The organism is Cellulosimicrobium funkei, from assembly GCF_004519295.1.
Taxonomy (GTDB): domain Bacteria; phylum Actinomycetota; class Actinomycetes; order Actinomycetales; family Cellulomonadaceae; genus Cellulosimicrobium; species Cellulosimicrobium funkei.
On record NZ_SOZH01000001.1, the window covers coordinates 91,714 to 118,249 of the forward strand.

Here is a 26,536-nt window from a genome sequence, read left to right on the forward strand (position 1 = left end):
ACACGCCCGCTCTCGGCCCCGAGATCCGTCGAAAGCCATGGCGCACGGCGGATGCTGAGAGGCGACGACGGAGAGGATGAGACGCGTGACGCAGAGCCCTGTGGGCCCCGACGGCTCCGAGGAGCAGGTGGCGCTCTCCCACGACGGGGAGGGCGCACGGAGCATGGGAACCGAGGACGACCGCCGGGCAGCGCTGATGGCGAGTCTTCCCGTCGCCGACGAGTCGACGCCGCTGGCGGCCCAGCTCGCGGAGGACGCCCGCCGTCGGATCGACCTTCACGGGCGACGCTTCCCTCGACCGGTGACGACCCGGATCATCACCGTCGCGAACCAGAAGGGCGGCGTCGGGAAGACCACGACGACAGTGAACCTTGCCGCCGGGCTGGCGATGGCCGGGCTCAACGTCCTGGTGATCGACAACGATCCCCAGGGCAATGCGTCGACCGCTCTCGGCGTCGAGCATCGTGCAGGGACGCCGTCGGTCTACGAGGTTCTCGTCGATGGTGACCCGTTGGCGAGCGCGGTGCAGCAGTGTCCCGACATCCCCACGCTCTGGTGCGTCCCGGCGACCATCGATCTCTCGGGTGCGGAGATCGAGCTCGTGTCGCTCGTTTCACGTGAAACACGGCTTCGTCGTGCGCTCGACGAGTATCTCGCCCAGCGTGAGCGTGAAGGGCTCGAACCCATCGACTACGTCCTGGTGGACTGCCCCCCGAGCCTTGGCCTCCTGACGGTGAATGCCTTCGTGGTCGGTCGGGAAGTGCTCATCCCGATCCAGTGCGAGTACTACGCCCTGGAAGGCTTGAGCCAGCTCCTCAAGACGATCGAGCTGATCAAGGCGCACCTCAACCCCGGGCTCCATGTCTCGACGATCCTGCTCACCATGTACGACGGCAGGACGAACCTTGCGCAGCAGGTCGCCAGCGAAGTCCGCGAGCACTTCCCGGAGCAGACGCTGCGCACGACGGTCCCGCGATCCGTGCGGATCTCGGAGGCCCCGAGCCATGGGCAGACGGTCATGACCTACGACCCAGGGTCGACGGGGGCCCTCGCGTACCTCGAAGCGGCCCGCGAACTCACGCAACGCGCGGAGAACCGTAGCGACGAGGGGAGCAGCGAGGGCCTTCAGCGCAACGCCGAATCGCCGCCACCCCAGGACCCTCCAGCATCAGCACACACCGGTTCCACGTCTCACCACGATCATGAGTTCGCCGGCACCATCGGTGGTCCCGGCCTGCGGCAGGAGGAACAGCGATGAGCGAGAAGCGCCGAGGGCTCGGTCGAGGACTAGGTGCCCTGATCCCGACGAGCTCCGAGGGCAGGCGGCCCGTCGACGTCTTCTTCCCGAGCCCCTCCACGGACGAGGCGAAGCACCACGAGACGAGCGACGCTGCAGAGAGTTCTGTCGACCAGCAGGCCGGGGAGGACGCAGCCACAACGAGTGTGACGACCCTGGTGGCGGACGCCGACGCCGGGCCCGCTGACCTCGCGTCGCTCACGTCGCTCTCGGACGCGGACCTCGCTGAGTTGGACGCTGTGGCGGCAGGGGACACCGCCCACTCGAGCGCGAACTCCGCGCCGACTCGCGGCTCGTCGACGACAGACCAGGCGAAGACAGACCGAGCGACGATCAACTCGGCGACGACCGATTTGGCGACGACTGACTCGGCGACGACGGCCGCGGTTTCACGTGAAACGACGTCGGACTCCAGCCCGAAGACGGGCACGGAGCAGATCTCCGCAACGGAGTCCGGTGGCCCTTCACCTGCGGAATCGGCCAGCGTGGAGGAGTGGACAGGCGGGGCCGCCGACGACCTTGTGCCCGTTCCGGGCGCGCGGTTCGCCGAGCTCCCGACCTCGTCCATCCGGCCCAACCCGCGGCAGCCGCGGACCGTCTTCGACGAGGGCGAGCTCGACGAGCTCATCGGTTCCATCCGTGAGATCGGCGTGCTCCAGCCGATCGTCGTGCGCCCGGTGCCAGGGGAGTCCGCCGCGTACGAGCTGATCATGGGCGAACGCCGCTGGCGGGCGACGCAGGCAGCGGGTCTTGATGTCATCCCGGCCATCGTCCGTGAGACCGACGATGCCGACCTGCTGCGCGACGCGCTCCTGGAGAACCTGCACCGCAGTGCTCTCAATCCCCTCGAAGAGGCGGCCGCGTACCGGCAGCTTCTGGACGATTTCGGCTGCACCCACGAGGAGCTGGCGGACCGCATCTCGCGAAGCCGTCCGCAGATCTCGAACACCCTGCGCCTGCTGCGCCTGCCGCCGCTGGTACAGCGTCGGGTCGCTGCCGGAGTGCTCTCGGCAGGACACGCCCGCGCGCTCCTGGGGCTCACGGACGGTGCGGAGATCGAGCGTCTGGCGCAGCGCATCGTCGCCGAAGGGCTCTCCGTGAGGGCGACGGAGGAGATCGTCGCGATGGGCGGTCTTGACGGCGAGCGTCGCGCGCCGAGAACTCCACGGGCGGGACAGCGTTCCGCGGCGATCGACGAGCTCGCACATCGGTTGTCCGACCGCTTTGAGACGCGGGTCAAGGTCGACCTCGGCAAGAACAAGGGCCGTCTCACTGTGGAGTTTGCCTCCGTCGAGGACCTCAACCGCATCCTCGATGTCATGGCGCCCGACGACCCGGGTCTGTTGCGGAAGTAGACGACGCTCGTGCCGGTGTTGTCGGCGCATCTGCGGCGACCAGCGTCGGCTCGCGGGATCACCCAGCGGGGCGGGTGCGCACGCCATACGGCGAGTGCTCCCGCCCCGCTGGCCTGTCTGGAGGACGGACCGCACCTCGTCTCCTCCGCATTCTTACGGAGAGACGCCTGGCCGGCCTCACCGGCACGCGTCTGAGTCGCATGACCAGCAACCCCTGTGTCGGCCGGTCGCCACAACGCGCTGTGCCCATGGTGCGTGGTGTGGGAGCTGTGCATCTGCCGCAGGCCCGCCTCGAGACAGGTAGGAGGAAGACCGCCGTCTGGAGCACGAGGTTCTTCGGCGAGTGCTGGACCGCCTCGCTGCCGAGGAGGGCCGCGTCGCGATGAGCGGCTTTCGCCTACGCCATTCGAGCACTGCGCGCACCCGACTGCGATGATCGCTCCCCGGAGGGAAGGGCGGGTGTTTCACGTGAAACGGCAGGCCAGGGCCCTCCGCAGGGAGCATGGCGTTGTCGCGCCGTGTTTCACGTGGAACACGTCAGGGACGACGTGGCCCTTGGTCAGTGAGTTACATGACGGCAAGCGAGCAGACGGTTGACGCCGACCTCCTCATGCGCGTGCAGCGCCAGTCCACCGTCGAGGCAGCGGAGGTCCCCGGCGCTCTCCGCTCAGAGACGCTCGCGGAGGGGGAGAGGCCGACGGTGCCCGGAAGCGCTGGGCAGATCAAGGCGCCCATGTGACGTCGCCACTCTGTCACCCCGCCCCCGGGTCGATGTGCGGGGCGGCGCGTCGGCTGTTCCCTGTGGCAGAGGCCGAGCACCCCGACACGATGCGGATTCTCTGAGAGCGGGATGGCCGTCGAGCGGGGCGGGCCTTCGACGATGGGCCGCAGAGCTGTCCCTCGCGGGTTCGTGGCCACAGCGTTTCGATGCCGTTGCCGTGCACCGCCGGCCGACCTCGGGTGCCGGTTGACGGTCCGGTGGAGTCCCGTTGTGCGCACACAGCGGTGTAGCGGTGGGCCCGTACGCGGAGGGGCCTGACAACGCGGCGTCTTTCGCTCACGCGCCGTGACCGGCTGTTTCACGTGGAACATCGGAAGGTCGTGGCAGCGCCCGACGCGGCTGTGCCGGACGCCACGCACTCGCCCGCAATGCGCCGTCGGACTCCGCATGTGAAGCGCTCGGGTGCGCGACGCGTCGGCGGGGCTTTGGAGGCTACAGCCCGGCACCGGGGGAGGGGAGGGGCTCCCGTGATGCGCCGCCAGGACCACCAGGAGTGGACCTGGATACAGGGGAGGTCAGGAGTGCCGTTCGGGACGCCCGCCGCGTGAGGCTCGCTGTTCCCCCTCGCGACCATCCTGGCCCCGCGGCAGTCGTGGGCGGGCAGTGCCATCACACATCGGTACGGGCGAACCCCCGTCCACCCGAGACCTTCGCCTCCGTGGCTCTGCTGCACCGTGCGCGTCGCGTGGGTGGGAAAGCTCTCCGCCTTCGGAGAATGAGTCAGCACGGGTGCGTCTACGCGCTTCGCGAGCGCGACGCCGTGCGTCGCCCAGTCCATGGGCGCGGACCCGGGACGCCGGCCGGGGACTGCGCGTTCACGACGCGGGGCCGTTCGCCCGGAGAGTGGCCCCGCGCGAAGTCGGCCGGTCCCATCAGGCGTGTTTCACGTGAAACGACGCTCCTGTCGGCGATCCTGAGCCACCCTGTGGGTGGGGCGCGAAGGTGCACCGTTCGAGATCATGACGGGAACGTGGGTCGGGCCGGGAACGAGCATCCGCGCCACGGTCGGAATGGGTCGCATCAGTCGGTGCTATCCCGTCAGGCCACCACACCGCCAACTCCGTCGCGGCAGACCATGGCATCGCCGTGTCTCTCGCTCACCAGTGCCACCGGAGTGGGCCGAGAACGAACCCCCCGGAGTGGGCCGAAAACGAACGGCGCCGCCGTTTCACGTGAAAGAGCGACGCCGGTCAGCCAGGCGGAGGAGGGATCAGTGCCGCGCGTGCGCGTTGACGAGAGACCGGTAGAGGTGCCCGAGATCGAGTCCGGCAGCGCGTGCCGCCTGGGGGAGGAGGGACGTCTCGGTCATCCCCGGCGCGACGTTGACCTCGAGGAACTGCACGACCCCGTCAGCGTCGAGGATGACGTCCGTCCGGGAGAGGTCGCGGAGACCGAGCGCGGAGTGGGCTCGAACGGCGACCTCGCGGACGACGCCGAGGACGTCGTCGTCGAGCCGCGCCGGTGCGAAGTACTCGGTGCGGCCGGGGTTGTAGCGTGCGTCGAAGTCGTACGGACCCGTCGTCACGATCTCGACCGGCGGCAGGGCCTCCGGACCGCGGCCCAGGTCGACGACGCTCACGGCCAGCTCGACACCGCGGACGGCCTGCTCGATGAGTGCGACCTCTCCGTACGCGAAGCAGTCGACCATGGCGCGAGGAAGCTGGTCGGCTCGCTCGACGAGCGTGACGCCGAGCGCGGACCCGCCGTGCGTCGGCTTCACGACGAGCGGCAGCCCGAGGCGTGCGACGACCGCGTCGAGCACGGGCTGGGCGCCGAGCTCGCGGAACAGGCTCTGGGGGAGGGTGACGTACTCCGGGGTGCACAGGCCGGCGCCGAGGACGACGTTCTTCGCGACGGGCTTGCTCCAGGCTGCACGGCTCTCACGCGGACCGGTTCCGACGTAGGGCACGCCGACGAGCTCGAGGACGTCGCGGATGGAACCGTCCTCTCCGCTGGCACCGTGGAGGAGCGGCCAGACGACGTCGGGTCGCGCGGACTCGAGGAAGGGGAGGAGGTCGGCGTCGACGTCGTGCACGGTCACCTCGAGACCGGCGGCGCGGAGGCTCTCGGCGACACGGCGCCCGGAGCGGAGCGAGACGTCGCGCTCGTGCGAGAGGCCGCCGGCGAGGATGGCGACATGCCCGCCCGGGGGGACGTCGTCGTCGGGCCGGAGAAGGTGAAGGTGCTGGTCAGGGCGCTGCGCGTCCGTCGAGGTCGTGCTGTCGGCTACGCCGCTCGTCGTGGGGCTACCCGTGGTCGTGTCCACTGGTGACGGACTCCTGTTCGGTGCCGCGGCCGCCCGGTGGGGCGGCCGCGGCGTCGTGTGGTGAGGGGCTTCAGGCCAGGTTCGGCGAGGGGTTCTCGACGTCCGTGACGTCGGGGTCGAGCTCGGCGTTGGTGCCGAAGATCTCGACGAGCTCCTGCTCGGCGTTCACGACGCCCGCGAGGCGACGGACACCCTCGCGGATCCGCTCCGGGGTCGGGAAGCAGTAGGAGAGGCGCACGTGGCTCGCGCCCGTGCCGTCGGCGTAGAACGCGGTCCCGGGCACGTAGGCGACGCGCGCGGTGACCGCGCGGGGGAGCATGGACCGCGCGTCGAGCCCGTCGGGGAGCTGGACCCAGGTGTAGAAGCCGCCGTCGGGCACCGTCCAGCGCGCCGAGGGGAGGTGCTCGGCGAGGGCGCCGATCATGGCGTCGCGACGCTCACGGTAGAGCTCGCGGAACTGCTTGATCTGGCCCTTCCAGTCGCACGTGTCGAGATAGGCGGCGATGGCGAGCTGCGACGCGTTCGACGGGCACAGGATCGCGGACTCGCTCGCGAGAACGAGCTTCTCGCGGACGGCGTGCGGTGCGACGACCCAGCCGACGCGGTATCCCGGGGCGAAGGTCTTCGAGAACGACCCGAGGTAGAGGACGCCGTCCTCGTCGAGCGACCGCAGCGCGGGGAGCGTCTGGCCGTCGAAGCCGAGGAGCCCGTAGGGGTTGTCCTCGATGACGAGGACGCCGTACCGCTGCGCGATCTCGAGGATGCGCGGGCGGCGCTCGGCGGTGAGGGTCACGCCGGCGGGGTTGTGGAAGTTCGGGACGGTGTAGAGCAGCTTGACGCGACGCCCGTCGGCGGCGAGGCGCGCGAGCGTCTCCTCCAGCGCCTCCGGGACGAGCCCGTGCTCGTCGAGGGGCACGTGCACGACGTCGGCCTGGTACGACCGGAACACGCCCAGCGCCCCGACGTAGCTCGGCGCCTCCGCGACGACCACGTCGCCCGGGTCGACGAAGATCCGCGTGACGAGGTCGAGCGCCTGCTGCGAGCCGGTCGTCACGACGACGTCGTCGGGGTGGCACTCGATGCCTTCCATCCGCACCACGTCGAGGATCCGCTCACGCAGGGTCTCGTCGCCCTGGCCGGAGCCGTACTGCAGCGCCGTGGCACCGCGCGTCGCGACGAGGCGCTGCATGGTGTCGGCGATCTGGTCGAGAGGGAGGCCTTCGAGGTACGGCATGCCGCCGGCGAGCGACACGACCTCGGGCCGGTTCGCGACCGAGAACAGCGCTCGGATCTCCGACGCTCGCATCCCGTGCGCTCGCTCTGCGTAGGCACCGAACCACGGGTCGAGGCGGGTGCCGCTGGGAGCGGGCTGCTGCGAGGGAGTCGTCGGTCCAGTCACGATCCCCAGTGTGGCACGGAGGATCGGGGGATCGCGTGAAGACGCCGGAGGGCGGACCACCGTGCTGGTGGCCCGCCCTCCGGCGTGCATGGTCCGACGTCGCTCCCGGTCCGAGCTCCGAGTGCCGAGCGGTCGCGGAAGCGACGGCTCAGACGGTCGTGGCGAGGACCGCGTCGATCTCCTCTGTGAGCGCACGCTTGGGGCGCGCACCGATGATCGACTTCTGCAGCTCGCCGCCGACGTAGACGTTGAGCGTCGGGATCGACACGATGCCGTAGGCGGCGGTCGTCTCCGGGTTCGCGTCGGTGTCGAGCTTGGCGATCTTGATCTTGCCGTCGTACTCCTCGGCGAGCTCCTCGAGGATCGGCGCGACCTGGCGGCACGGGCCGCACCAGGTCGCCCAGAAGTCGACGAGGACGGGGACGTCGGACTCGAGGACCTCCGCGCGGAAGGTGGCGTCGGTGACGGGGACGGTCGACATGGTGAACCTCCTGGGGTCGTCGGTGGCTGCGGTGCGGGGTCAGGCCTGGAGCTCGGCGAGCGCCTCGGGCAGCTCGTCGGGGTTCGGCGTCTGCGGGGTGCCGGCGAGGTCCGCGAGCCCCGCCGCGTCCGCGAGCTCGGTGAGGTAGCGCTGCGCGTCGAGGGCGGCGGAGCACCCCGAGCCGGCGGCGGTGATGGCCTGGCGGTAGGTGTGGTCGACGGCGTCGCCGCACGCGAACACGCCCTCGAGGTTGGTCGCGGTGGTGCGCCCGACGACCTGGATGTAGCCCTCGTCGTCCAGGTCGATCTGACCCTTGACGAGCTCGGTGCGGGGCTCGTGGCCGATCGCGACGAACAGTCCCGTCGCGGGGAGCTCGCGCTCCTCGCCGGTCACGGTGTCGCGCAGCGTCACGCCCTCGACCTTCTTGTCGCCCTCGATCCCCGCGACCTCGCTGTTCCAGGCGAACTCGATCTTCGGGTCGTTGAGCGCGCGGTCGGCCATGATCTTCGACGCCCGCAGCTCGTCACGACGGTGCACCAGCGTCACCTTCTCGGCGAACCGGGTGAGGAATGTGGCCTCCTCCATCGCCGAGTCGCCCCCGCCGACGACCGCGATGTGCTGGTCGCGGAAGAAGAAGCCGTCGCACGTCGCGCACCAGGACACGCCGCGGCCGGACAGGCGCTTCTCGTCGTCCAGGCCGAGCTCGCGGTAGGCGGACCCGGTCGCGAGGATGACGGCGCGGGCGCGGTAGGTGTCGCCGTTGCCCGTCACGACGGTCTTGACCGGCCCCTCGAGGTCGAGCAGCGTGGCGTCGTCCGACTCGATGCGCGCGCCGAACCGCTCGGCCTGCTTCTGCATGTGGTCCATGAGCTCGGGGCCCATGATCCCGTCGGGGAAACCGGGGAAGTTCTCGACCTCGGTCGTGTTCATCAGCGCACCGCCGGCGGTGACCGACCCCGCGAGCACCAGCGGGGATAGTCCCGCGCGCGCCGCGTAGATCGCCGCGGTGTACCCGGCGGGACCGGACCCGACGATGATCAGGTTCTGGACGGCTGACTGCTCGGTCACGTGCTGCTCCTCGGATGCTCGGTGCGTGGCGGCCGACCACGCGAGAGTGTGAACGCCGCCGGGGCGGCTTCTGTTCCACGGTACGGGGGTTCGCGGGCTGGCGGGTGCTCGGCTCACCGTGGGTGCGAACCGACCGGCACCCGGCTCGCCGCGGCGATGGTCCCGGCGCCGGCCCGCGGCCGTGCCCGCCGACACGGTGCCGTGGGCGGGCGCTCCACGGCCCCGTGTCGGCAGAGCGACGGGCGGCCGGCGACGTCGCACGTGTCCTCCGAGCACCGCACCGCTGGCACGAGCACAGGGGCAAGCAACGTCGCGGGCCGTGGGGGACCCGGCGTCGGGCCCCCCACGATGTCAGGAGACGAGGATCTCGTTGATCTCCGCGCGGTACTCGCCGGCCGGGTTCTGCGGCAGCTCGGTGAACCACAGGACGATGGAATCGGCCTCGACCGGCTGCTCGAACGTGAACGTCGCACCGGGGGAGAGCGGCCCGGAGGCGAGCACCGTGCCCTCGGTGGGGGTGTCCGGGCTCGTCGCACGGATCTCGACGTTGCCGCCGTTCGTCGCGGTGTCGATGACGATCGACGAGACGGGCGCCTTCTGCTCCAGGGTGACGGCGAAACCGATCCCCGAGCGCAGCCCGGCGAAGTCCGCCGCGTTGTAGCGCCGCGAGATCCACGTCGTGTCCGGCTGCTGGTCGTAGGCCAGCGACGCCAGCTCAGGGTGCTCGCCGTCGTTGTTGCCGGCGGCGTCGCCCTCGGGATCGAGCGCGGTGCCGGACGCGATCATCGGGCGGACCTCGGGCGCGGGCGGTGCCTCCTCGCCCGCGGAGCCGGTGCCCTCACCGCCCTCGGCCGGCGCCTCCGACCCGCCCGCGGTGGGCTCGTTGGTCTGCACGGCGGGGCCGAAGCCGTCGAACGCCGTGTTGACGGCCCAGACGACGCCGCCGACGACGAGGGCCAGCACGAGCACGAGGACGATGGGGGTCGCGTTGAACCGTCGCGGCCCGCGCCGCGACGGGACGGGCTCGCTCCACGCTTGCGCGGCGTCGGATCCTGCGGGCGGGGGCGGCGGGGACGCCGGGTCGTACGGCAGGGGAACGGTGCCCGCGTCGTAGCCGACGGGCGGCGGCGGGACCGAGTACGCCTCGGCGGTGGGTGGCGGCACGGCGGCGGTGGCCCCGGTCGCCGCCCCGGCGGCGTACGCAGCCCCCGCGCCCGCACCGGCCGACCCCGGCACCGCGCCGACACGGTGGATGCGTCCGGTCGTCGGACGGCGGACGGGCGGCGCGGGCGGCGGCGTCCCGGGCGGCGCGCTGGCCGCGCCGTCGAACGCCGTCCGCACCGACTGGCGGCTCACACCGCCGGCGGGCTGCACGAACGCGGGCAGCGCCGCGACGACGGAGACCTCGCCCCAGGGCTCGACCGCACCCACGACGTCGGCGGGCGAGCGCGGGCCCTCTCCCAGGGGCGTCGCGGTCCACTCCGCGGCGGTGCCGTGGGTGCCGGCGAAGGTCTCGGCGCACAGCTCGTCGAGCTCGGCGGGGACGTCGGGACGGACGTCCGAGAGGGCGAGCACGCTGTCGCCCGCGCGCTGCGCGGGCAGCGGGTGGATGGAGTCCGCGGCGATCCAGGGGACGTCGAGGGACGGCCCGGCCCAGCGGGCCGTCATCGCGTAGTAGAGGAGCGCGACGAGCCCGACGGCGTCCGCGCGCGAGGTCTGCTCGGCGTCGTGCTGGTCGTGGCCCGCCACGCCCGCGTCGAGCCCGAGGCCCGTCACGAGCACGCGGCTGCCGTCGACGCGTACCGCGTCCGGGCGCAGCGCGAGATGGTGGACGCCGCGGCGCCGGGCGACCTCGAGCGCCGCGGCAGCCTCGCCGACGATGGCGCGCGCCTGCTGCGGGTCCACGATCCCGCCGGCGACGACCTCGCTCAGCGTGATGCCCGTGTAGCGCTCGGTCACGACGTACGCCACGCCGTCCTCGGACCCGACGTCGAGCACCCGCGTGAGGCGCGGGTCGACGACGAGCGCCGCGCGTCGTGCGGAGTCGAGCGCCTCGGCGACGTGCGTGCCGGTGACGACCGAGAGCCGCACCGGTCGGTCGAGGATCTGGTCGTGGGCCGACCATGCCGTGACGTCCGACAGGTCGGACGCGAGCTGCTCGTCGAGCCGGTAGCGCGCGACGAGCAACGTTCCTGGGGCCACGCCGTTCACCGGACCTCCTCCGTGTGGGACTCGTGGTCGAGACCCCATGGTACGCGGGCCCGGATTGCCCCCGTATCACCGGATACCCGCACGTCAGACGTGTCGCGTCACCGGCGGACGAGGCGTCTGACGCGTCCCACGAGCGGTCCCGCGAGCTGGTCGAGCTCCCGCACGCGCATGAGCTTGAGGCCGCCCGCGTAGACGAGGCCCATCACGGTGCCGCCGACCGCCACGACGACGACCGACTGCCACCACGAGAGCCCGTAGATCCCGTCGGCGGGGTCGCCCGAGAGCACGACGAAGGCCCGCAGCACGCCCCACCCGGCGACGGCGCTCACGAGCGCGGCGAGGCCGGCCTTGACGTGCAGGCGGAGGATCCGTGCACCGTCGAGCCCGTGGAGGGTGCGCCGCAGGCCGACGGTGCGCAGCCCGACCGCCACGAGGTTGGACAGGCTCATCGCCAGGCCGATGCCCACGACCCACAGCTGGGGCGGGAGGACCTGCGTGCCGAGCCACGACACGCCGACGAGCACGAGCGTGCCCGGCACCTGGATCCAGAAGACCGTGCGCCCGTCCTCGAACGCGTAGTAGACCCACTTCATGAGGACCATGCCGCCGAGCGGCACGAGCCCGAGCGCCATGGCGCGCAGCACCATGGACACGGCCTCGCCCGAGGCGGCGTCCACCGAGGGCACGAGCAGCTTGGTGACGGGCAGGGCGAGGACGACGAGGACCGCCGTCGCGAACACCGTGAACACCCCCACGGTGCGGACGCCGCGCGAGAGGTCGTGCCGCACGCGCGCGAGGTCGCCCGCGTGGGCGGCCGCGCTCATGCCCGTGAACAGCGCCGTCGCGATGGAGACGGTCACGAGGGAGTGCGGCAGGAGGTAGATCATCAGCGCCTGCGTGTAGGCCGCGTTGCCCGCGACGGCGAGCGCGTCCGAGAAGGCGTCGGGGGCGCCCGTCACGAGCCCGGTGACGGCGCCCAGGGTCCCGGGGTCGTCGCGGTAGGCCCCGAAGGTCTGCGCGAGCGCCGCACGGGGCGCCTCGCTCGCGAAGCGCGTCGTGAACAGGACGCCGACCTGCTCCAGGAGGACGGCGGCGAAGGTCCACAGGGCCACCTGGCCCGCGGACCGCAGGCCGATGCCGTGGAGGCCGAACCGCAGGTGCCAGCGGAAGCCCGCGCGCCACAGCGGCACGACGAGGATGAGCGCCTGGGCGGCGACGCCGAGCGTCGCGGTGCCTGCGAGGAGCGCGATCTTGGTCCCGTCCCACTGCGTGAGGTCGTCGACGTTCCCGGTCGCCGCGGGGCCGTACAGCGCGATGAACGCCGCGAACCCGGCGATCGACACGACGTTGTTGAGCACGGGCGCCCACATGAACGGGCCGAACTGCCCCCGCGCGTTGAGGACCTGCCCGAGCAGCGTGTACAGGCCGTAGAAGAAGAGCTGGGGCGTGCACCAGAACGCGAACGCGACGGCGAGCGACGTCTGCGGCGCCGTCCAGCCCGGCCCCGTGTACAGCGCGACGAGGATGCTCGAACCGGCCGTGAGCAGCGCGGACAGCACCAGCAGGATCACGCCCGAGAGCGTGAGCAGCTTGTCGAGCCGTTCCTGCGTGTTGCGCGCGCGGTAGGCGCGCACGATCTGCGGGACGAGGACGGCGTTGAGCACGCCGCCCGCGAGGATCGCGAAGAGGACGTTGGGGATCTTGTTCGCGACGTCGAACGCGTCCGCCACGAGGCCCGTCGTGCCGATCGCGGCGACCAGCAGCACGTTGCGCACGAGGCCCAGGCCGCGTGAGACGAAGGTGCCGGACGCCATGAGCGCCGACGACCGGCCGAGACTCCCCGTACGGGGTGCCGGGGCCTCGGTGGCGCCCGCCTCCGCGGTCTCGTCGGGGGTGCCCGACGCCGCGGGGTCGCCCGGGAGCGCGCCTTCGATCCTGGGGACGGCGTCGCGCGTCGTCCCCGGGCGAGAACCTCGCCCGGCACCCGCGGGACGGACGTGCCGCGGCTGTCCGGGGCTCACTCGACGCGCTCCTCGTCGCGGCGGGGCGGTCCGTCGGGCCCGCTCGGCGCCGCGGCCGGCGGGTCCTGCGGCGACGGCTGGTCGAGCGTGGCGCCGGCCAGACGGCGGGGCGAGCGACCACGACGCACGGTGCGCCAGATGCCGGCGAACAGGGCGATGACGAGCAGGACGGCGACGACGACCGTGCCGACGGACTCCCAGTCGGCCCGCACCCGGACCACGAACTGCTGCGGCTCCGCGACCCGGACCTGGGGCTGCGCGGCGCTGACGAGCTCGACCTCGACCGTGACGTTGCCGCTCCCGAAGCCCTCGACCGGCACCCCGACGCTCGCCTCGGTCGGGACGAGGTCGCCGTCCGCGTCGCGCGTCGCCGCCGGGATCGTCACCGTCGTGCGCTCCGGGGCCCGCAGGCGGGGGTCGTCCGGCCGGAGGACGACCTGGACCGTCGCGTCCTGCGTGAGGGTGCTGCGCACCCGGACCGGCAGGTCCTCCTGCTCGGCGACGAAGAAGAACGACGAGCGCGTCTCCACCGAGAGCCCGCCCCGCACCGCGGCGGACCGCTGCTCGGCCTGCTGGACGGCGAGCGTGCGCGACGGCGGCGCCGCGCGGTAGGCGACGGCCGTCGGCGTGACGAACGCCGGCTCGAGCGGGCGCATGAGTGCCGTCGGGTCCGCCGCGACCGTCGCGAACGCGGCGAGCTCCGCGCGCGACCGGTCGAGGGACCGGAGCTCGGCGGCACCGATCTCGCCGTCGGCGGGCGCGTCCTCGGGCAGCGACGCGCGGTCGACGGCGGGCGGCTCGACCGCGAGGAGCTGGTCCACGGGTGCGAGGTCGACCCAGCCGGAATCGCGCAGCGCGTCGAGCCGCGCCGTGAACAGGCCGGGCTCGGGCTCCCACGACCGGGGCAGGGCCGCGAGGACGTGCCGCTGGTCGGCGGGGCGCTCGCGCGCGATCACGGCCGTCTCGGCGAGCAGGCGCTGCGTCGCGGAGACGCCGGAGCCGTCGCCGGCGGAGAGCAGCGCGGTGAGCACCGGGTCGGCGACGAGCGCCGTGGCCGGTCCCGCGGACGTCGTCACCGTCGCGACGCCCGAGGGCGTGTACGTGAGCGAGTCGGCCGGCGCGAGGCCGCCCGGACCGACGACCGTCGCGGTCGCTCCCGACGCGACGGCGAGCGTCGTGGTCGCGAGGTCGGGGACGGCGTCGGCCGGCCAGGCGAGGTCGGTGCGCCACCCGTTCGTCGGGTCCGGGGGCGCGGGGGTCCCCGTGTCAGCGGCGTCGTCGTCGCCGTCGGTCGTGCCGTCGGCCGTGTCGTCGGCCGGCGTGCCCGACGCCGGGTCGGACGAGGTGCCCGACGACGGCAGCGGCGTCCCCTCGGGCAGCGCGAGGCCCGCGTGCGCGAACGCCGCGACGTCCGGGTCGTAGGCGCGCAGCGCGAACGTGGAGCGCCCGGCGGTCGCCCCGCTCACGGCGTCCGCCCAGGCGTTCACCGCCGGGTCGGCGGCGACGGCGGCGGCCGCGAGCAGCGCCGGGTCGGCGACCCAGCCCACGTCGGACGTCCCGCCCGTCGCGGCGAGCAGGCGGCCGAGCCGTCCCTCGCTCGCCACCGCGGCCGAGAGCGCGTCGTCGTACGCGACCGGGTCGGGGTCGACCGAGGGACCCGTCAGCGCCGCGACCACGCTGAGCCGCACGGGGGAGACGTCGTCCGCCGGGGCCCGGAGCGCGAACGTGCGCTGCACGGCGAGGCGCGTGCCGCCGTCGGACACGGCGACCGCCAGGCCGCGCGGGCCCGGGTCGTTGCCCGTGCCGAGGCCGAGCTCGGCGGCCGGCGCGGAGAGCGTCACGTCGGCGCTCTCCCCGGGCGCGAGCGGCCGCCCGACGTCCTCGGTGGCGACGGTGGTGCCGACACGACCGTCGAGACCGGTCGTCGTCCAGCTCTCGAGCGCGGACCGCGTGCCCAGCGCGCGGCGGTCGACGCCGAGGGTCACGGTGGGCGAGCCGAGCGTCTGCTCCGTCCCGTTCGTCACGCGCGCGGTGACGGTGAGGGTGCTGTCCGGCGCGAGGACGGTCGGTGCGAACGACGTGAGCTCGAGCGTCACCGCGTCCTCGCCCTCCGGGACGGTGTCGGCCGCGGCGGGCGGGGCCGCCGTCGTGCCGCCGAGCAGGACGCCGGCCGCGACGACCAGCACCAGGAGCAGGGTGACGAGCAGCCGTGCGGTCGGACCGCGGAGCGAGGCCGGCGCGGCGCCGGGGGGGCGCGCACCGCTGCGGGAGGAGGGCGTCATGAGTGGTCGGTCGAGCTCCGTGGGGCGGGCGGTGCCGGGCCGCCGCGGCCGTCGTGCGGGTGGCCGTGCGGGCGGACGATCGTCCGGGTCACCCTACTCTCGACCACCCCGTGGAACCGCGTGCGACGGCCCTCGAGGACGCCCTGCGCGACGACGGCGATGCGCCGCTCGTTCGGGTACGCCAGCCGGGCCGGAAGGTCCACGACCGGGATCCAGGCGACGTCCTCGGCCTCGCCGTCCGGGTCGCCCTCGACCGTGAGGTGCCCGCCCGTCGCGCGGAGCAGGAAGTGGTGGACGACCTTGTGCACGCGCCGGTCGTCGCCCGTGAACCAGTAGTCGATGACGCCGAGGGGCTCCTGCACCGCGCCGCGGATGCCCGTCTCCTCCGCGATCTCGCGGACGGCCGCCTGCTCCGGCGTCTCGTCGCCCTCGAGGTGGCCCTTCGGCAGGCACCACTCCAGGCGGCCCCCGCGGTTGCGCCGCGCGATGATCGCCGCGCACGGGTAGCCACCGGCGACGGTGATGACGAGGCCGCCCGCGGAGACCTCGTCGACGACCGGGAGCGGCGCCGGCGCGGGGCCCGGTCGCGAGCGCGGGTCGATGCGGAGGGCGTGGCCGCCCGGCGGGGCCGGGACGGGGGCGGGCTGCCCGCGGCCGTCGCCACGCCCGCCCGCCGGATCCCTCCGGGGGTCGTCGGCGTGCGCGGGGGTGGACATGGGTTCAACTTTACCGAGTGGGCACCCACCTCCCCGGGACCGGCTCCCCGGCGCGGGCGCCGCATCTGGCAGGCTTGGGTGTCGTGCCCCAGCCTTCGTCCCCCTCGCCGTCGCCCCAGCCGACACCGCCCGCGACGCCGCACGCGCTCGAGCTGCAGCGCCGGGCCCTCGCGGTGCTCACCGAGATGGCGCCCGCGGCGATCGAGCTCGGCGAGGCGTTCCGCGCCGCGGGCCACGAGCTCGCGCTCGTCGGGGGACCGGTCCGCGACGCGTTCCTCGGGCGGGCGAGCAACGACCTCGACTTCGCCACCTCCGCGTCGCCCGACGAGACCGAGGCGATCCTCGCGCGGTGGGGCGACGCGCACTGGGACATCGGCAAGGAGTTCGGCACGATCGGCGCGAAGCGCTTCGGGCGCGGCGGCCCCGGTGACGACCTCGTCGTCGAGGTGACGACGTACCGGACGGACGAGTACGACCCGACGTCGCGCAAGCCCGTCGTCGCGTTCGGCGACACGCTCGAGGGCGACCTGTCGCGCCGCGACTTCACCGTCAACGCGATGGCCGTGCGCGTGCCCGACATGACGTTCGTCGACCCGTTCGACGGCCTGGGCGACCTCGCCCGCCGCGTCCTGCGCACCCCGATCGCCCCCGAGCAGTCGTTCGACGACGACCCGCTGCGCATGATGCGCGCGGCGCGGTTCGCCGCGCAGCTCGAGTTCGACGTCGACGGCGGGACGCTCGCCGCGCTGGTCCTCATGACCGAGCGCATCGAGATCGTCTCGGCCGAGCGCGTGCGCGACGAGCTGTCGAAGCTGCTGTGCGGCGCCGCGCCGCGGCGCGGGCTCGAGGTCCTCGTGGACACGGGCCTCGCCGACCACGTGCTGCCCGAGCTGCCCGCGCTCAAGCTCGAGATCGACGAGCACCACCGGCACAAGGACGTGTACGAGCACTCGCTCACGGTCCTCGACCAGGCCATCGCGCAGGAGACCGGGCCCGACGGCGCCGTCCCCTCGCCCGACCTCGTGCTCCGCCTCGCGGCGCTCCTGCACGACGTCGGCAAGCCGCCCACGCGCCGGTTCGAGGCCGGGGGCGGCGTGAGCTTCCACCACCACGAGGTCGTCGGCGCCAAGATGGTCGCCAAGCGCCTCAAGGCGCTGCGGTACGACAAGCAGGTGGTCAAGGACGTCGCGCGCCTCGTCGAGCTGCACCTGCGGTTCCACGGCTACGGCGACGGCGCGTGGACCGACTCGGCCGTGCGCCGCTACGTGACCGACGCCGGCCCGCTGCTCGAGCGCCTGCACCGCCTCACGCGCGCCGACTGCACGACCCGCAACCGGCGCAAGGCCCAGCGGCTGCGCGAGTCGTACGACGACCTGGAGCGCCGCATCGCCGACCTCCAGGCGAAGGAGGAGCTCGACGCCGTCCGCCCCGACCTCGACGGGCAGCAGATCATGGAGATCCTCGGGATCCGCCCCGGGCCCGTGGTGGGGAAGGCGTACAAGCACCTGCTGGAGCTGCGCCTCGACCGGGGCCCCGTCGACGAGGAGACGGCGCGCGCGGACCTCCTGCGGTGGTGGGCCGAGCAGCCGGAGTCGTCGGCGTCCTGAGCGTGGCGTACCCCCGGCGCGCGGGTGAGCCCTCGGGGGTGAGAAGGAGCGAAGACACCGAAGGGGTGCCGCTCTCGGGCTGATGAGAGCGGCACCCCTCGCCGTGCTCGCGGGTGCGACGTCGTGCCGGTCGCCTCAGACGTCGTCGGTGGCCAGGGCGGCCTCGACCTTCACGTCCGCGGTGCGGGCGTCCGTGGCGCGGGAGTCCCCGGTGCGGGCGTCCTCGACCGGGGCGTCCTGCGTGCCGGGCTGCGCCGGGCCGTGCCCGTGCGCCGGCGGCGCGCTGCGGCGCAGGAGGAACGACAGGCCGACGGCGACCAGCATGACCGCCGTGCCCCAGACGAACGCGTCGCCGACGCCCTCGGCCAGCGCCACCCGGGGCGACGCGCCCGCCTCGCCGTACGCGATCGAACGCGACGTCATGACGGCGACGAACATCGCGGTCCCGGCGGCACCCGCGAGCTGCTGCACCGTGCCGATCGACGCGGAGCCGTGCGAGTACTGGTGCGGCTCGAGCGACGAGAGCGCCGACGTGAACAGCGGCGTGAACATGAACGCGAGGCCCAGGCTCAGCGTGACGTGCAGCGCCAGGACGAACCACGGCGACGAGTCGGCGTGGATCGTCGTGAAGGCCGCGAGGGCCACCGCGACGACGCTCACGCCCGGGATGACGAGCGGACGCGGTCCCACCCGGTCGTAGAGCCGGCCGACGGTCGGGCCGAGCAGACCCATGAGGAGCCCGCCCGGGAGCACGATGAGCCCGGTCGCGAGCGGCTCGAGGCCCATCGCGTCCTGGAGGAACAGCGGCAGGAGGATGAGCGAGCCGAACATCGCGACCATGCCGACGGCCATGATGCCGAGCGGCACGCTGAACCCGCGGTGCGTGAACACGCGCAGGTCGAGCAGGGCGCGGTCCTCGCGCTGGAGGACGATCTGCCGCCACGCGAACGCGGCGAGCGCGAGGACGCCGAGAGCGAGCGGCACGGCCGGCGGGACGACGGGCGTGTGGCGCGCGGCCTCCCCGATGCTCGAGAGCCCGTAGACGAGCCCGCCGAACGCGAACGCCGCGAGGACGAGGGAGAACGGGTCGAGGCGCGAGTGCGTACGGTCTGCGACGTCCCGGATGTACAGGAAGCCGAGGAGGAGCGCGACGAGGCCGATCGGCAGCACGATGCCGAAGACCCACCGCCAGCTCAGGGAGTTGAGGATGAGGCCCGAGAGCGACGGACCGAGCGCGGGCGCGGCGGCCATGACGATCGAGATGTTGCCCATGACCTTGCCGCGGATGGCCGGCGGCACGAGCGTCATGATCGTCGTCATGAGCAGCGGCATCATGATGGCCGTGCCCGACGCCTGGACGACGCGCCCGACGAGCAGCCACGCGAAGCCGGGGGAGAGCGCGGCGAGCAGCGTGCCCGCGCTGAACAGCGACATCGCGAGCAGGTAGGCACCGCGCGTCCCGAGCCGCTGGAGCAGGAACCCGGTCGCCGGGATGACGACGGCCATGGTCAGCATGAACGCCGTCGTGAGCCACTGGCCCGTGCTCGCGGTGATCCCGAGGTCCGCCATGAGCGGCGCGAGCGCCACGCTCATCGTCGTCTCGTTGAGGATCACGACGAACGCCGAGCCGAGCAGCAGCGCGATGACGAGGAAGTCCGCCCGGGGGAGGCGGTCGACGGCGGCCGAGGTGTCGTGGGTGGGGGAGGCTGTCACGGTGTGTCTCCGCTCGCGTCGGTGGCGTCCCGGGCGCAGGGTCGGACCCGGTCGGGGGGCAGGGTGCGCTGCAGGGCAGCGCGACGGTCGCGTGCGGGGGCACGCGACGACGGTGTCGGTTCGGTCGGCGGGGCCACGAGCAGGGTGACCCGTACCCGGGACGGCCCGCGCGGCGCTCGCCGCGAGATCCGTACCCTGTACGACCATTCACCATCCTGCGTTATTCCCGCCGACGGTGACGACCTCTTTTCCGCCCCGGACTCATCGGTACGCCGAGGGCAGAAGGAGGCCCGCGCGCGTCGCGCAGGCGGTCGAGGGGACGGGCGCGTCAGGCGTGCGGCGTGCGGGGGGACGCCCCGGCGTCGGGCACGACGGCGTCGCCCGGCTCGGACGGCGTGCGAGCGCCCCGCGTCCACAGGACCAGGGCGGCGACGCAGTACGCCACCGCCAGCACGGCGAACACGCCGCGCGACCAGCCCGTGTCCGGGAGGGTGAAGGCCGCGAGGGCCGCCGCGCCCACGAACGCCGCGTTGTAGAGCACGTCGTAGAACGCGAACGCGCGGCCGCGGAACTCGTCGTCCGTGTCGCGCTGGACGATCGTGTCCACCGCGATCTTCGTGCCCTGGGCGGCCAGGCCCAGCAGCGTCGCGCCCGTGAACACCACCGCGCGCGACGGCGTCGTGACGAGCAGGAGCTGGCTCGCCGCCGCGAGCAGCAGCATGATCGCGATCCACACCTGCGGACCGGTGCGGCGCGACAGGAACGGGGTGATGACCGCCGCCGCGGCACCCCCCACGCCGGTGAGCCCCACGACGAGCCCGAACGTCACGAAGCCCGCGTCCTGGTCGCCGGGGCTCAGGAGGTTGCGCGCGATGAGGATCGACGCGATGAACACCACGCCGTAGAGGAAGCGGTGCGTCGCCATCGCGAGCAGCGCCTGCCCCGGCGTGCGGCGCGCGACGAGGTACCGGGCGCCGTCGGCCAGACCGCGCGCGACCCGCGCGATCTCCGAGCGGATCGCGGACTCCGCCGGGCGCTCCGGGCCGAGCTGCGTGCGCCCGAGGCGCAGCGCCAGGAGCGACGCGACGCCGAAGACCAGCGCCGCGCACACGAGCGCCGACGAGTCCTTGACCCGGCCCGGCTCGAACGCCAGCCCGAGCACCACGCCGATCCCGCCCCCGACGAACGCCGCACCCGCGCCGAGCGTCGGCGTGAGGGAGTTCGCCGTGAGGAGCAGCGGGCCGTCGACGACCCGCGGCAGGCCCGCCGAGAGCCCCGCGAGCAGGAAGCGGTTCACGGACAGCGCGGCCAGGCCCAGCGCGTAGATCCAGCCGCTCACCCCGCCCGTCAGCATGAGCACCGCCATGCCGAGCGTGATGACGACGCGCACCGCGTTGCCCCACGCGAGGACCTGACGACGCTGCCACCGGTCGAGGAACACCCCGGCGAACGGGCCGACGATCGTGAACGGCGCGAGCATCACCGCGAACGCGCCCGCGATGGCCGCCGCCGTGCCCTGCGACTCGGGGGAGAAGAACAGGAGCGACGCCAGGCCGACCTGGAACATGCCGTCCCCGGCCTGCGACACGAGCCGGACGGCGAACAGCTTGCGGAAGCCGTCCAGGCGCAGCAGCGCCCGCAGCTCGGAGATCACACCCACGCGGTCACCCTACGTTCGTCGTCGTGCGGTCGGACATGCGGTTGTCCCCCGTGCCGCGTCGTGCGGGTTCGGGGGCCCGGGTCGCGCTGGGAGGTCGGGCGGGGAGGCGCGCCGCGTCTACCATCCGCCGCTCGTCCCTCGCGGCTCCCGCCAGACCCGCCACGACGCGGCGCGCCTCCCCCCCTCCCGGTGCCGTCTCACCTCGGGCGCGGCCGCGGCCGACGACGAACCCGGCCGAGCGAGGTAGAGCCCTGGTCCTCCTGCCGGACGACCAGGGCTCTACCGCTGCCTACTCAGCGCTCAGCGCTCGACTCTTCGGTCGCGCTGGTCCTGCGCTCCGCTACGGCCGGGAGCCCGGCGAAAAGCGTGCCGGGCTCCCGACCTTCGCTGCACTCCGGATCAGCGCTCGACTCTTCGGTCGCGCTGGTCCTGCGCTCCGCTACGGGCGAGCGCCTCGTACCTCGGCCCTCACCCTCCACTGCGCTCCAGGTCAGCGCTCGACGTCTCCGGTCGCGCTGACCTTGCGCTCCGTGACGGGCGAGCGCCTCGTACCTCGGCCCTCACCCTCCACTGCGCTCCAGGTCAGCGCTCGACCTCACCGGCGATGAAGGCCTCCAGCTGCGCACGGCCCTTCGTGTCCTCCATCTGGACCGGCGGGGACTTCATGAAGTACGTCGAGGCCGAGAGGATCGGGCCGCCGACGCCGCGGTCCTTGGCGATCTTCGCGGCGCGGACGGCGTCGATGATGATGCCGGCGGAGTTGGGGGAGTCCCACACCTCGAGCTTGTACTCCAGGTTCAGCGGGACCTCGCCGAACGCGCGGCCCTCGAGGCGCACGTACGCCCACTTGCGGTCGTCGAGCCACGCGACGTAGTCCGACGGGCCGATGTGGACGTTGCGGTCCTCCGTCTTGCCGCCGAGCGGGCCCTCGAGGTTCGAGGTCACGGCCTGCGTCTTGGAGATCTTCTTGGACTCCAGGCGCTCGCGCTCGAGCATGTTCTTGAAGTCCATGTTGCCGCCGACGTTGAGCTGGTACGTGCGGTCCAGCACGACGCCGCGGTCCTCGAAGAGCTTCGCGAGCACGCGGTGCGTGATCGTCGCGCCGACCTGCGACTTGATGTCGTCGCCGACGATCGGGACGCCGGCCTCCTCGAACTTCGCGGCCCACTCCGGGTCGGACGCGATGAAGACGGGGAGCGCGTTGACGAACGCCACGCCGGCGTCGATCGCGGCCTGCGCGTAGAACTTCGCGGCCTGCTCCGAGCCCACGGGGAGGTAGCAGACGAGCACGTCGACCTGCGCCTCGCGCAGCGCGGCGACGACGTCGACCGGCTCCGCGTCCGACTCCTCGATCGTCTGCGCGTAGTACTTGCCGACGCCGTCGAGGGTCGGGCCGCGCTGGACGGTCACGCCGAGCGGCGGGACGTCGGCGATCTTGATCGTGTTGTTCTCGGAGGCGTTGATGGCCTCCGAGAGGTCGAAGCCGACCTTCTTCGCGTCGACGTCGAACGCCGCCACGAACTCCAGGCTCGACACGTGGTAGTCGCCGAACTGGACGTGCATGAGGCCCGGGACGGTGCTGCTCGGGTCGGCGTCACGGTAGAAGTGCACGCCCTGGACGAGGGACGATGCGCAGTTGCCTACGCCGACGATGGCGACGCGGATGGAGGTCATCCTCGCTCCTTGGTGTTCGTTGTTCCAGGGTCCTCGGGACGCCTCGCGCCGTCGGGCTCCTGCTCGGATGGTTCCGCAGGATGCGGGGTGCTGCTGGACCGCGCGCGGGCGGCGCCCCGGGCGTGCCCGGAGCTCCTGTCGCGCTCGGTGGTGATGAGACCGTCGAGCCAGCGCACCTCGCGCTCGACCTGCTCGAGTCCGTGACGTTGCAGCTCGAGCGTGTACTCGTCGAGCCGCTCGCGCGTGCGAGCCGCGGACTCCCTGACCGCCTCCAGCCTCTCGGTGAGCCGGGTGCGCCGGCCCTCGAGGATGCGGATGCGGGTCTCGGCGTCGGTCTGCGCGAAGAACGCGAACCGGACGTCGAAGCTCTCGTCCTCCCACGCCGCCGGCCCGGAGGAGGCCAGGACGGTCTGGAGGTGCTCCTTTCCCTCGGCCGTCAGCTCGTAGACGATCCGCGCGCGCTTGCCCGAGAGGGCGGGCGCGAGGGTCGACTGCGCGGCCGACTGCTCCGTGCCGGTGATGAGCCCGCGGGCCACCAGCGACTTGAGGGCGGGGTACAGCGAGCCGTAGGACAGCACGCGGAAGGAGCCGAGCATGATGTTGAGCCGCTTGCGCAGCTCGTACCCGTGCAGCGGCGCCTCCTTGAGGAGCCCCAGGATCGCGGTCTCGAGCACAGGTGTCTTGCTCCGCACGATCCCACCTCCTGACGCTCCTCGGCGTAGCCCCGGAGGGACTCGCTGGGATCTGGTTCGACCCGATGTATCGAGTCGATACATCGACAGGTTAGGTCGTCCCGATGTGTCGTGCAATCCTGACCGGACTGTGACACACGTCGCCGGGCATGTGAAGAACCCGCGGAGGCGGCGGGACGCCCGGGCGAATCAATGGCGGACGATCCCGCTCACGGTGCGCTGAACCCTTGTCGGGACAGGGTGACGCCCTATTGTTCAGGGTGGTCCGGCGTGCGCCGACCTCGTGCCCGACGGCGGCCCGCCCCCGAGGCGGGGCCCGTCCCGTCGGTCAGGTGGTCTCCGCACGGCGGCCCACGGGCGGGCCCGCGGTCGACGCGAGCCGGCTCCTCGATGCCCCCCAGAGGAAGGTAGACCGTGGCGCGATCCACGAGGACGAACGGACGGACGACCCCGCGCGGGCGCCGTCGGTTCTTCAACTACCCACGCTCGCACGTCAAGGGCGTCCGCCGCTGGCTGCCGTCGTGGCGCGTGGTCGTCGGGACCATGCTGACGGGCATCGCGCTCGTCGCGGGCGTCGCCGTCGCCGCGTGGTACACGACCGAGGTCCCGACGAAGCTGCCGAGCGTGGGGGCCCAGACGTCCACCGTCTACTGGGGTGACGGCACCACGGAGATGGGCAAGTACGCGGTCGAGAACCGCGAGATCGTCGACTACGCGACGTTGCCGCCGTACGTCGGCAACGCCGTCGTCGCCTCCGAGGACCGCACGTTCTGGACGAACTCCGGCGTCGACGTCAAGGGCATCGCGCGCGCCTTCTACAACAACATCAAGGGCGGCGGCCGTCAGGGCGCGTCCACGCTGACACAGCAGTACGTCGAGCGGTACTACACGGACTCGGTCACGGACTACGCGGGCAAGGCGCGCGAGGCGATCCTCGCCGTCAAGATCACGCAGCAGCAGGACAAGTCGGAGATCCTCGGCAACTACCTCAACACCATCTACTTCGGTCGCGGCGCCTACGGCATCCAGGCGGCGGCGCAGAAGTACTACGGCGTGAACGCCGCCGACCTCACGGTCTCGCAGGCGGCCATGATCGCCGGCATCATCCCCAGCCCCAGCAACTGGGACCCGGCCGTCAACCACGCCCAGGCCGAGGAGCGGTGGAAGCGGACGCTGCGGAACATGGAGGAGGACGGCCACATCACCGCCGCGGAGCGCCAGGCGGCGGTGGACGCGGGCTTCCCCGAGGCGATCCCGTACGTCAAGTCCCAGAAGTACGAGGGGCCCACCGGCTACCTGCTCGGCATGGTCGAGGACGAGCTCGCGAAGAACGACATCTCGTTCGACGCCCTCCAGACCAAGGGCTACAAGGTCACCACGACCATCGACGCGACGATGCAGCAGGCCGCGGTCGACACCGCGAACTCCCTCCCGCAGGAGGCGCGAGGCGACGAGAACCCCGTCTCGCCCAACCTGCGCCCCGCGATCGTGTCGATCGACCCCAACGACGGGTCGATCCGAGCCCTGTACGGGGGTCCCGACTACGTCACCCAGGCGTACAACAACGCGACGCGAGGTGCAGCGCAGGGAGGCTCGACGTTCAAGCCGTTCACCCTCATCGCGGCGCTCGAGGCCGGGCACACGCTCGACGAGCGCTACGACGGCAACTCGCCCAAGACGTTCCCCGACGCCAACAACGGTGAGGACTGGAAGGTCCGGAACTTCGGGGACGTGCCCTACGGCGACATCGACCTGGTCAAGGCGACCGCCAACTCCGTGAACACCGTGTACGCGGCGCTCAACATCGAGACCGGCCCTGAGAAGACGGCGGAGGTCGCCCACCGCCTCGGCATCTCGGACCGCACGGAGGTGCTGGGCAACGCGGCCAACGTCCTCGGCACCGCGACCGTGACGCCGCTGGAGCTCACGAACGCGTACGCGACCATCGCCTCGGGCGGCCTGCGGTCCACCCCGCACATCGTCGCGTCGGTCACGGACTCGCGCGGCAACCTCGTGTACCAGGCGCCGGGTGCCGACAAGCGCACCCAGGAGTTCACCACGGAGACCATGTCGGCCACGCAGTACGCGCTCGCGGAGGTCGTCAAGCAGGGTTCGGGGAAGCCCGCGCAGGAGATCGGGCGGCCCGCCGCCGGCAAGACGGGTACGTCGAACGAGAACAAGTCGGCGTGGTTCGCGGGATTCACCCCCGGGCTCGCGACGGTCGTCGGCCTCTACCAGGTCGGACCGAACGGCGAGGAGGAGCAGATCACGCCGTTCGGGCGCTGGGCCGACATGCGCAACCCCGAGATCACCGGTGGTTCGTGGCCCGTCGAGGCTTGGGCGTCCTACATGCAGGTCGCGGCGGCGAACCTCCCGGAGGGCGAGTTCCTGCCCTACAGCCCGCCCAAGCCGAAGCCGACGGAGACCCCGACGGAGACCCCGACGGAGACCCCGACCGAGGAGGCGCCGCCCGAGGAGCCGGAGGAGCCGCAGCAGCCGGCGAACGTGGCAGTCCCGTCCGTCGTCGGCATGGAGGCTCGCGCCGCGCGCGCCCAGCTCGAGGGCGCCGGCCTCAAGGTGCGGATCACCGAGGAGTTCTCCGACCAGCAGCCCCGGGGCTACGTGATCAGCCAGTCGTCCATGAGCGAGGTCCCGCCGGGGTCGACCATCGCGCTCGTCGTCTCGAAGGGCGCCGACCCGGGCCAGCAACCGCCTCCCGATCCCACGGACCCGGAGAACCCGGACCCGTCGCCCACGGAACCCGGGAACCCGGGCGGGGGAGGAAACGCCGGCGGGGGCAACGGCAACGTCGGCGGCATCATCCCGGGCCGGGGCTGACCTGCCCGTCGGCCGCAGATTTCCGGGCGCCCGCGCCGAGCGGGTACCCTGGGGAGCTGCCGTCCGCCCGTCGGACGGCAGCAGCATGAAGCATGAACCCTCCTGTCACGGAGAGACCGTGACCGCGAAGACCAGAGGAGGTGGGTTATCCGCATGCGTCAGTACGAACTGATGATCATCCTCGACCCCGAGATCGAGGAGCGCACCGTCGCCCCGTCGCTCGACAAGTACCTGTCGGTCATCAAGACCGACGGCGGCTCCGTCGACAAGGTGGACATCTGGGGTCGTCGCCGACTGGCGTACGACATCAACAAGAAGTCCGAGGGCATCTACGCGGTCGTCGACTTCACGTCGACCTCCGACACCGCCAAGGAGCTGGACCGTCAGCTCGGCCTCAACGAGGTCGTCCTGCGGACCAAGATCCTGCGCACGGACGCTCGCTGATCCTCCCCGCTTCCCCCGTCCGACCGTCCTG

General features: G+C 72.6%; 17 protein-coding genes and 1 pseudogene. 6 read left to right on the forward strand and 12 right to left on the reverse strand.

All coding sequences use genetic code 11. From position 1 onward, the window contains the following. The first annotated feature begins 163 nt into the window (after nucleotides 1–163). The 3 genes from E1O70_RS00445 (at nucleotide 164) to E1O70_RS19745 (ending at nucleotide 3,391) form a co-directional block, all read left to right on the forward strand. Nucleotides 164–1,258, forward strand: a complete 1,095-nt coding sequence (locus E1O70_RS00445) for a ParA family protein (protein ID WP_128957741.1) — start codon at nucleotides 164–166, stop codon at nucleotides 1,256–1,258. Further along, nucleotides 1,255–2,652 (forward strand): ParB/RepB/Spo0J family partition protein, encoded by a 1,398-nt coding sequence (locus tag E1O70_RS00450; protein WP_061268282.1) that lies wholly within the window; start codon nucleotides 1,255–1,257, stop codon nucleotides 2,650–2,652. Before E1O70_RS00445 ends, E1O70_RS00450 begins: the two co-directional genes overlap by 4 nt. Before the next feature lie 571 nt (nucleotides 2,653–3,223). Further along, nucleotides 3,224–3,391 (forward strand): hypothetical protein, encoded by a 168-nt coding sequence (locus E1O70_RS19745; protein WP_157464309.1) that lies wholly within the window; start codon nucleotides 3,224–3,226, stop codon nucleotides 3,389–3,391. A gap of 1,252 nt (nucleotides 3,392–4,643) precedes the next feature. Here E1O70_RS19745 and E1O70_RS00455 read toward each other — a convergent pair. The 8 genes and pseudogenes from E1O70_RS00455 to E1O70_RS00490 form a co-directional block, all read right to left on the reverse strand. Continuing rightward, nucleotides 4,644–5,564 (reverse strand): D-alanine--D-alanine ligase family protein, encoded by a 921-nt coding sequence (locus tag E1O70_RS00455; protein ID WP_061268304.1) that lies wholly within the window; start codon nucleotides 5,562–5,564, stop codon nucleotides 4,644–4,646. Nucleotides 5,565–5,769: 205 nt separating this feature from the next. Further along, entirely contained in the window at nucleotides 5,770–7,005 is a 1,236-nt protein-coding gene (locus E1O70_RS00460; protein ID WP_108051338.1) for an aminotransferase-like domain-containing protein, read from the reverse strand. A gap of 241 nt (nucleotides 7,006–7,246) precedes the next feature. Then, nucleotides 7,247–7,579: a thioredoxin gene (trxA, locus tag E1O70_RS00465; protein WP_021479912.1), complete on the reverse strand. Its 333-nt coding sequence runs from the start codon at nucleotides 7,577–7,579 to the stop codon at nucleotides 7,247–7,249. A gap of 39 nt (nucleotides 7,580–7,618) precedes the next feature. Continuing rightward, nucleotides 7,619–8,647 carry a thioredoxin-disulfide reductase gene (trxB, locus tag E1O70_RS00470; RefSeq protein ID WP_061268284.1) on the reverse strand — a complete coding sequence of 343 codons (1,029 nt, stop codon included), beginning with the start codon at nucleotides 8,645–8,647 and terminating at the stop codon, nucleotides 7,619–7,621. Between the two features lie 351 nt (nucleotides 8,648–8,998). Continuing rightward, nucleotides 8,999–10,849, reverse strand: a complete 1,851-nt coding sequence (locus tag E1O70_RS00475) for a protein kinase family protein (protein WP_240696551.1) — start codon at nucleotides 10,847–10,849, stop codon at nucleotides 8,999–9,001. A gap of 107 nt (nucleotides 10,850–10,956) precedes the next feature. After that, entirely contained in the window at nucleotides 10,957–12,672 is a 1,716-nt protein-coding gene (murJ, locus tag E1O70_RS00480; protein WP_061268305.1) for a murein biosynthesis integral membrane protein MurJ, read from the reverse strand. Nucleotides 12,673–12,875: 203 nt separating this feature from the next. After that, nucleotides 12,876–15,161, reverse strand: a complete 2,286-nt coding sequence (locus E1O70_RS00485) for a DUF6049 family protein (RefSeq protein WP_061268286.1) — start codon at nucleotides 15,159–15,161, stop codon at nucleotides 12,876–12,878. 128 nt (nucleotides 15,162–15,289) lie between these two features. Then, nucleotides 15,290–15,877, reverse strand: a pseudogene (locus E1O70_RS00490) (NUDIX hydrolase); the annotation flags it as partial. 173 nt (nucleotides 15,878–16,050) lie between these two features. Here E1O70_RS00490 and E1O70_RS00495 point away from each other — a divergent pair. Beyond that, nucleotides 16,051–17,484: a CCA tRNA nucleotidyltransferase gene (locus tag E1O70_RS00495; RefSeq protein WP_082774600.1), complete on the forward strand. Its 1,434-nt coding sequence runs from the start codon at nucleotides 16,051–16,053 to the stop codon at nucleotides 17,482–17,484. Between the two features lie 135 nt (nucleotides 17,485–17,619). On the opposite strand, the gene E1O70_RS00500 is transcribed toward E1O70_RS00495, so the two are convergent. The 4 genes from E1O70_RS00500 to E1O70_RS00515 all read right to left on the reverse strand — a co-directional run bounded on the left by E1O70_RS00500 (nucleotide 17,620) and on the right by E1O70_RS00515 (nucleotide 23,223). Continuing rightward, nucleotides 17,620–19,197: an MDR family MFS transporter gene (locus E1O70_RS00500; protein WP_232322668.1), complete on the reverse strand. Its 1,578-nt coding sequence runs from the start codon at nucleotides 19,195–19,197 to the stop codon at nucleotides 17,620–17,622. Between the two features lie 328 nt (nucleotides 19,198–19,525). Next, on the reverse strand, nucleotides 19,526–20,857 hold the full coding sequence (locus tag E1O70_RS00505) for an MFS transporter (protein ID WP_061268288.1): 1,332 nt from the start codon (nucleotides 20,855–20,857) through the stop codon (nucleotides 19,526–19,528). Nucleotides 20,858–21,439: 582 nt separating this feature from the next. Further along, nucleotides 21,440–22,531 (reverse strand): inositol-3-phosphate synthase, encoded by a 1,092-nt coding sequence (locus E1O70_RS00510; protein ID WP_074803974.1) that lies wholly within the window; start codon nucleotides 22,529–22,531, stop codon nucleotides 21,440–21,442. Further along, a complete protein-coding gene (locus E1O70_RS00515; RefSeq protein ID WP_021482833.1) occupies nucleotides 22,528–23,223 on the reverse strand; it encodes a PadR family transcriptional regulator in 696 nt (231 codons plus the stop codon). Before E1O70_RS00515 ends, E1O70_RS00510 begins: the two co-directional genes overlap by 4 nt. Nucleotides 23,224–23,637: 414 nt before the next feature. On the opposite strand from E1O70_RS00515, the gene E1O70_RS00520 reads away from it, so the two are divergent. Both E1O70_RS00520 and rpsF read left to right on the forward strand, forming a co-directional pair. Next, nucleotides 23,638–26,061: a penicillin-binding protein gene (locus E1O70_RS00520; protein WP_061269297.1), complete on the forward strand. Its 2,424-nt coding sequence runs from the start codon at nucleotides 23,638–23,640 to the stop codon at nucleotides 26,059–26,061. Nucleotides 26,062–26,214: 153 nt separating this feature from the next. Beyond that, complete coding sequence (gene rpsF / locus E1O70_RS00525; protein ID WP_009863694.1) at nucleotides 26,215–26,505, forward strand: 30S ribosomal protein S6; 291 nt, start codon at nucleotides 26,215–26,217, stop codon at nucleotides 26,503–26,505. Nucleotides 26,506–26,536 lie beyond the last annotated feature (31 nt).

Excerpts from the sequence above, each read along its gene's own strand:
- E1O70_RS00445 (WP_128957741.1), top strand. The coding sequence starts at position 164 with ATGGGAACCGAGGACGACCGCCGGGCAGCGCTGATGGCGAGTCTTCCC.
- E1O70_RS00450 (WP_061268282.1), top strand. The coding sequence starts at position 1,255 with ATGAGCGAGAAGCGCCGAGGGCTCGGTCGAGGACTAGGTGCCCTGATC.
- E1O70_RS19745 (WP_157464309.1), top strand. The coding sequence starts at position 3,224 with ATGACGGCAAGCGAGCAGACGGTTGACGCCGACCTCCTCATGCGCGTG.
- E1O70_RS00460 (WP_108051338.1), bottom strand. The coding sequence starts at position 7,005 with ATGCGAGCGTCGGAGATCCGAGCGCTGTTCTCGGTCGCGAACCGGCCC.
- trxA (WP_021479912.1), bottom strand. The coding sequence starts at position 7,579 with ATGTCGACCGTCCCCGTCACCGACGCCACCTTCCGCGCGGAGGTCCTC.
- murJ (WP_061268305.1), bottom strand. The coding sequence starts at position 12,672 with ATGGCGTCCGGCACCTTCGTCTCACGCGGCCTGGGCCTCGTGCGCAAC.
- E1O70_RS00485 (WP_061268286.1), bottom strand. The coding sequence starts at position 15,161 with ATGACGCCCTCCTCCCGCAGCGGTGCGCGCCCCCCCGGCGCCGCGCCG.
- E1O70_RS00510 (WP_074803974.1), bottom strand. The coding sequence starts at position 22,531 with ATGACCTCCATCCGCGTCGCCATCGTCGGCGTAGGCAACTGCGCATCG.
- rpsF (WP_009863694.1), top strand. The coding sequence starts at position 26,215 with ATGCGTCAGTACGAACTGATGATCATCCTCGACCCCGAGATCGAGGAG.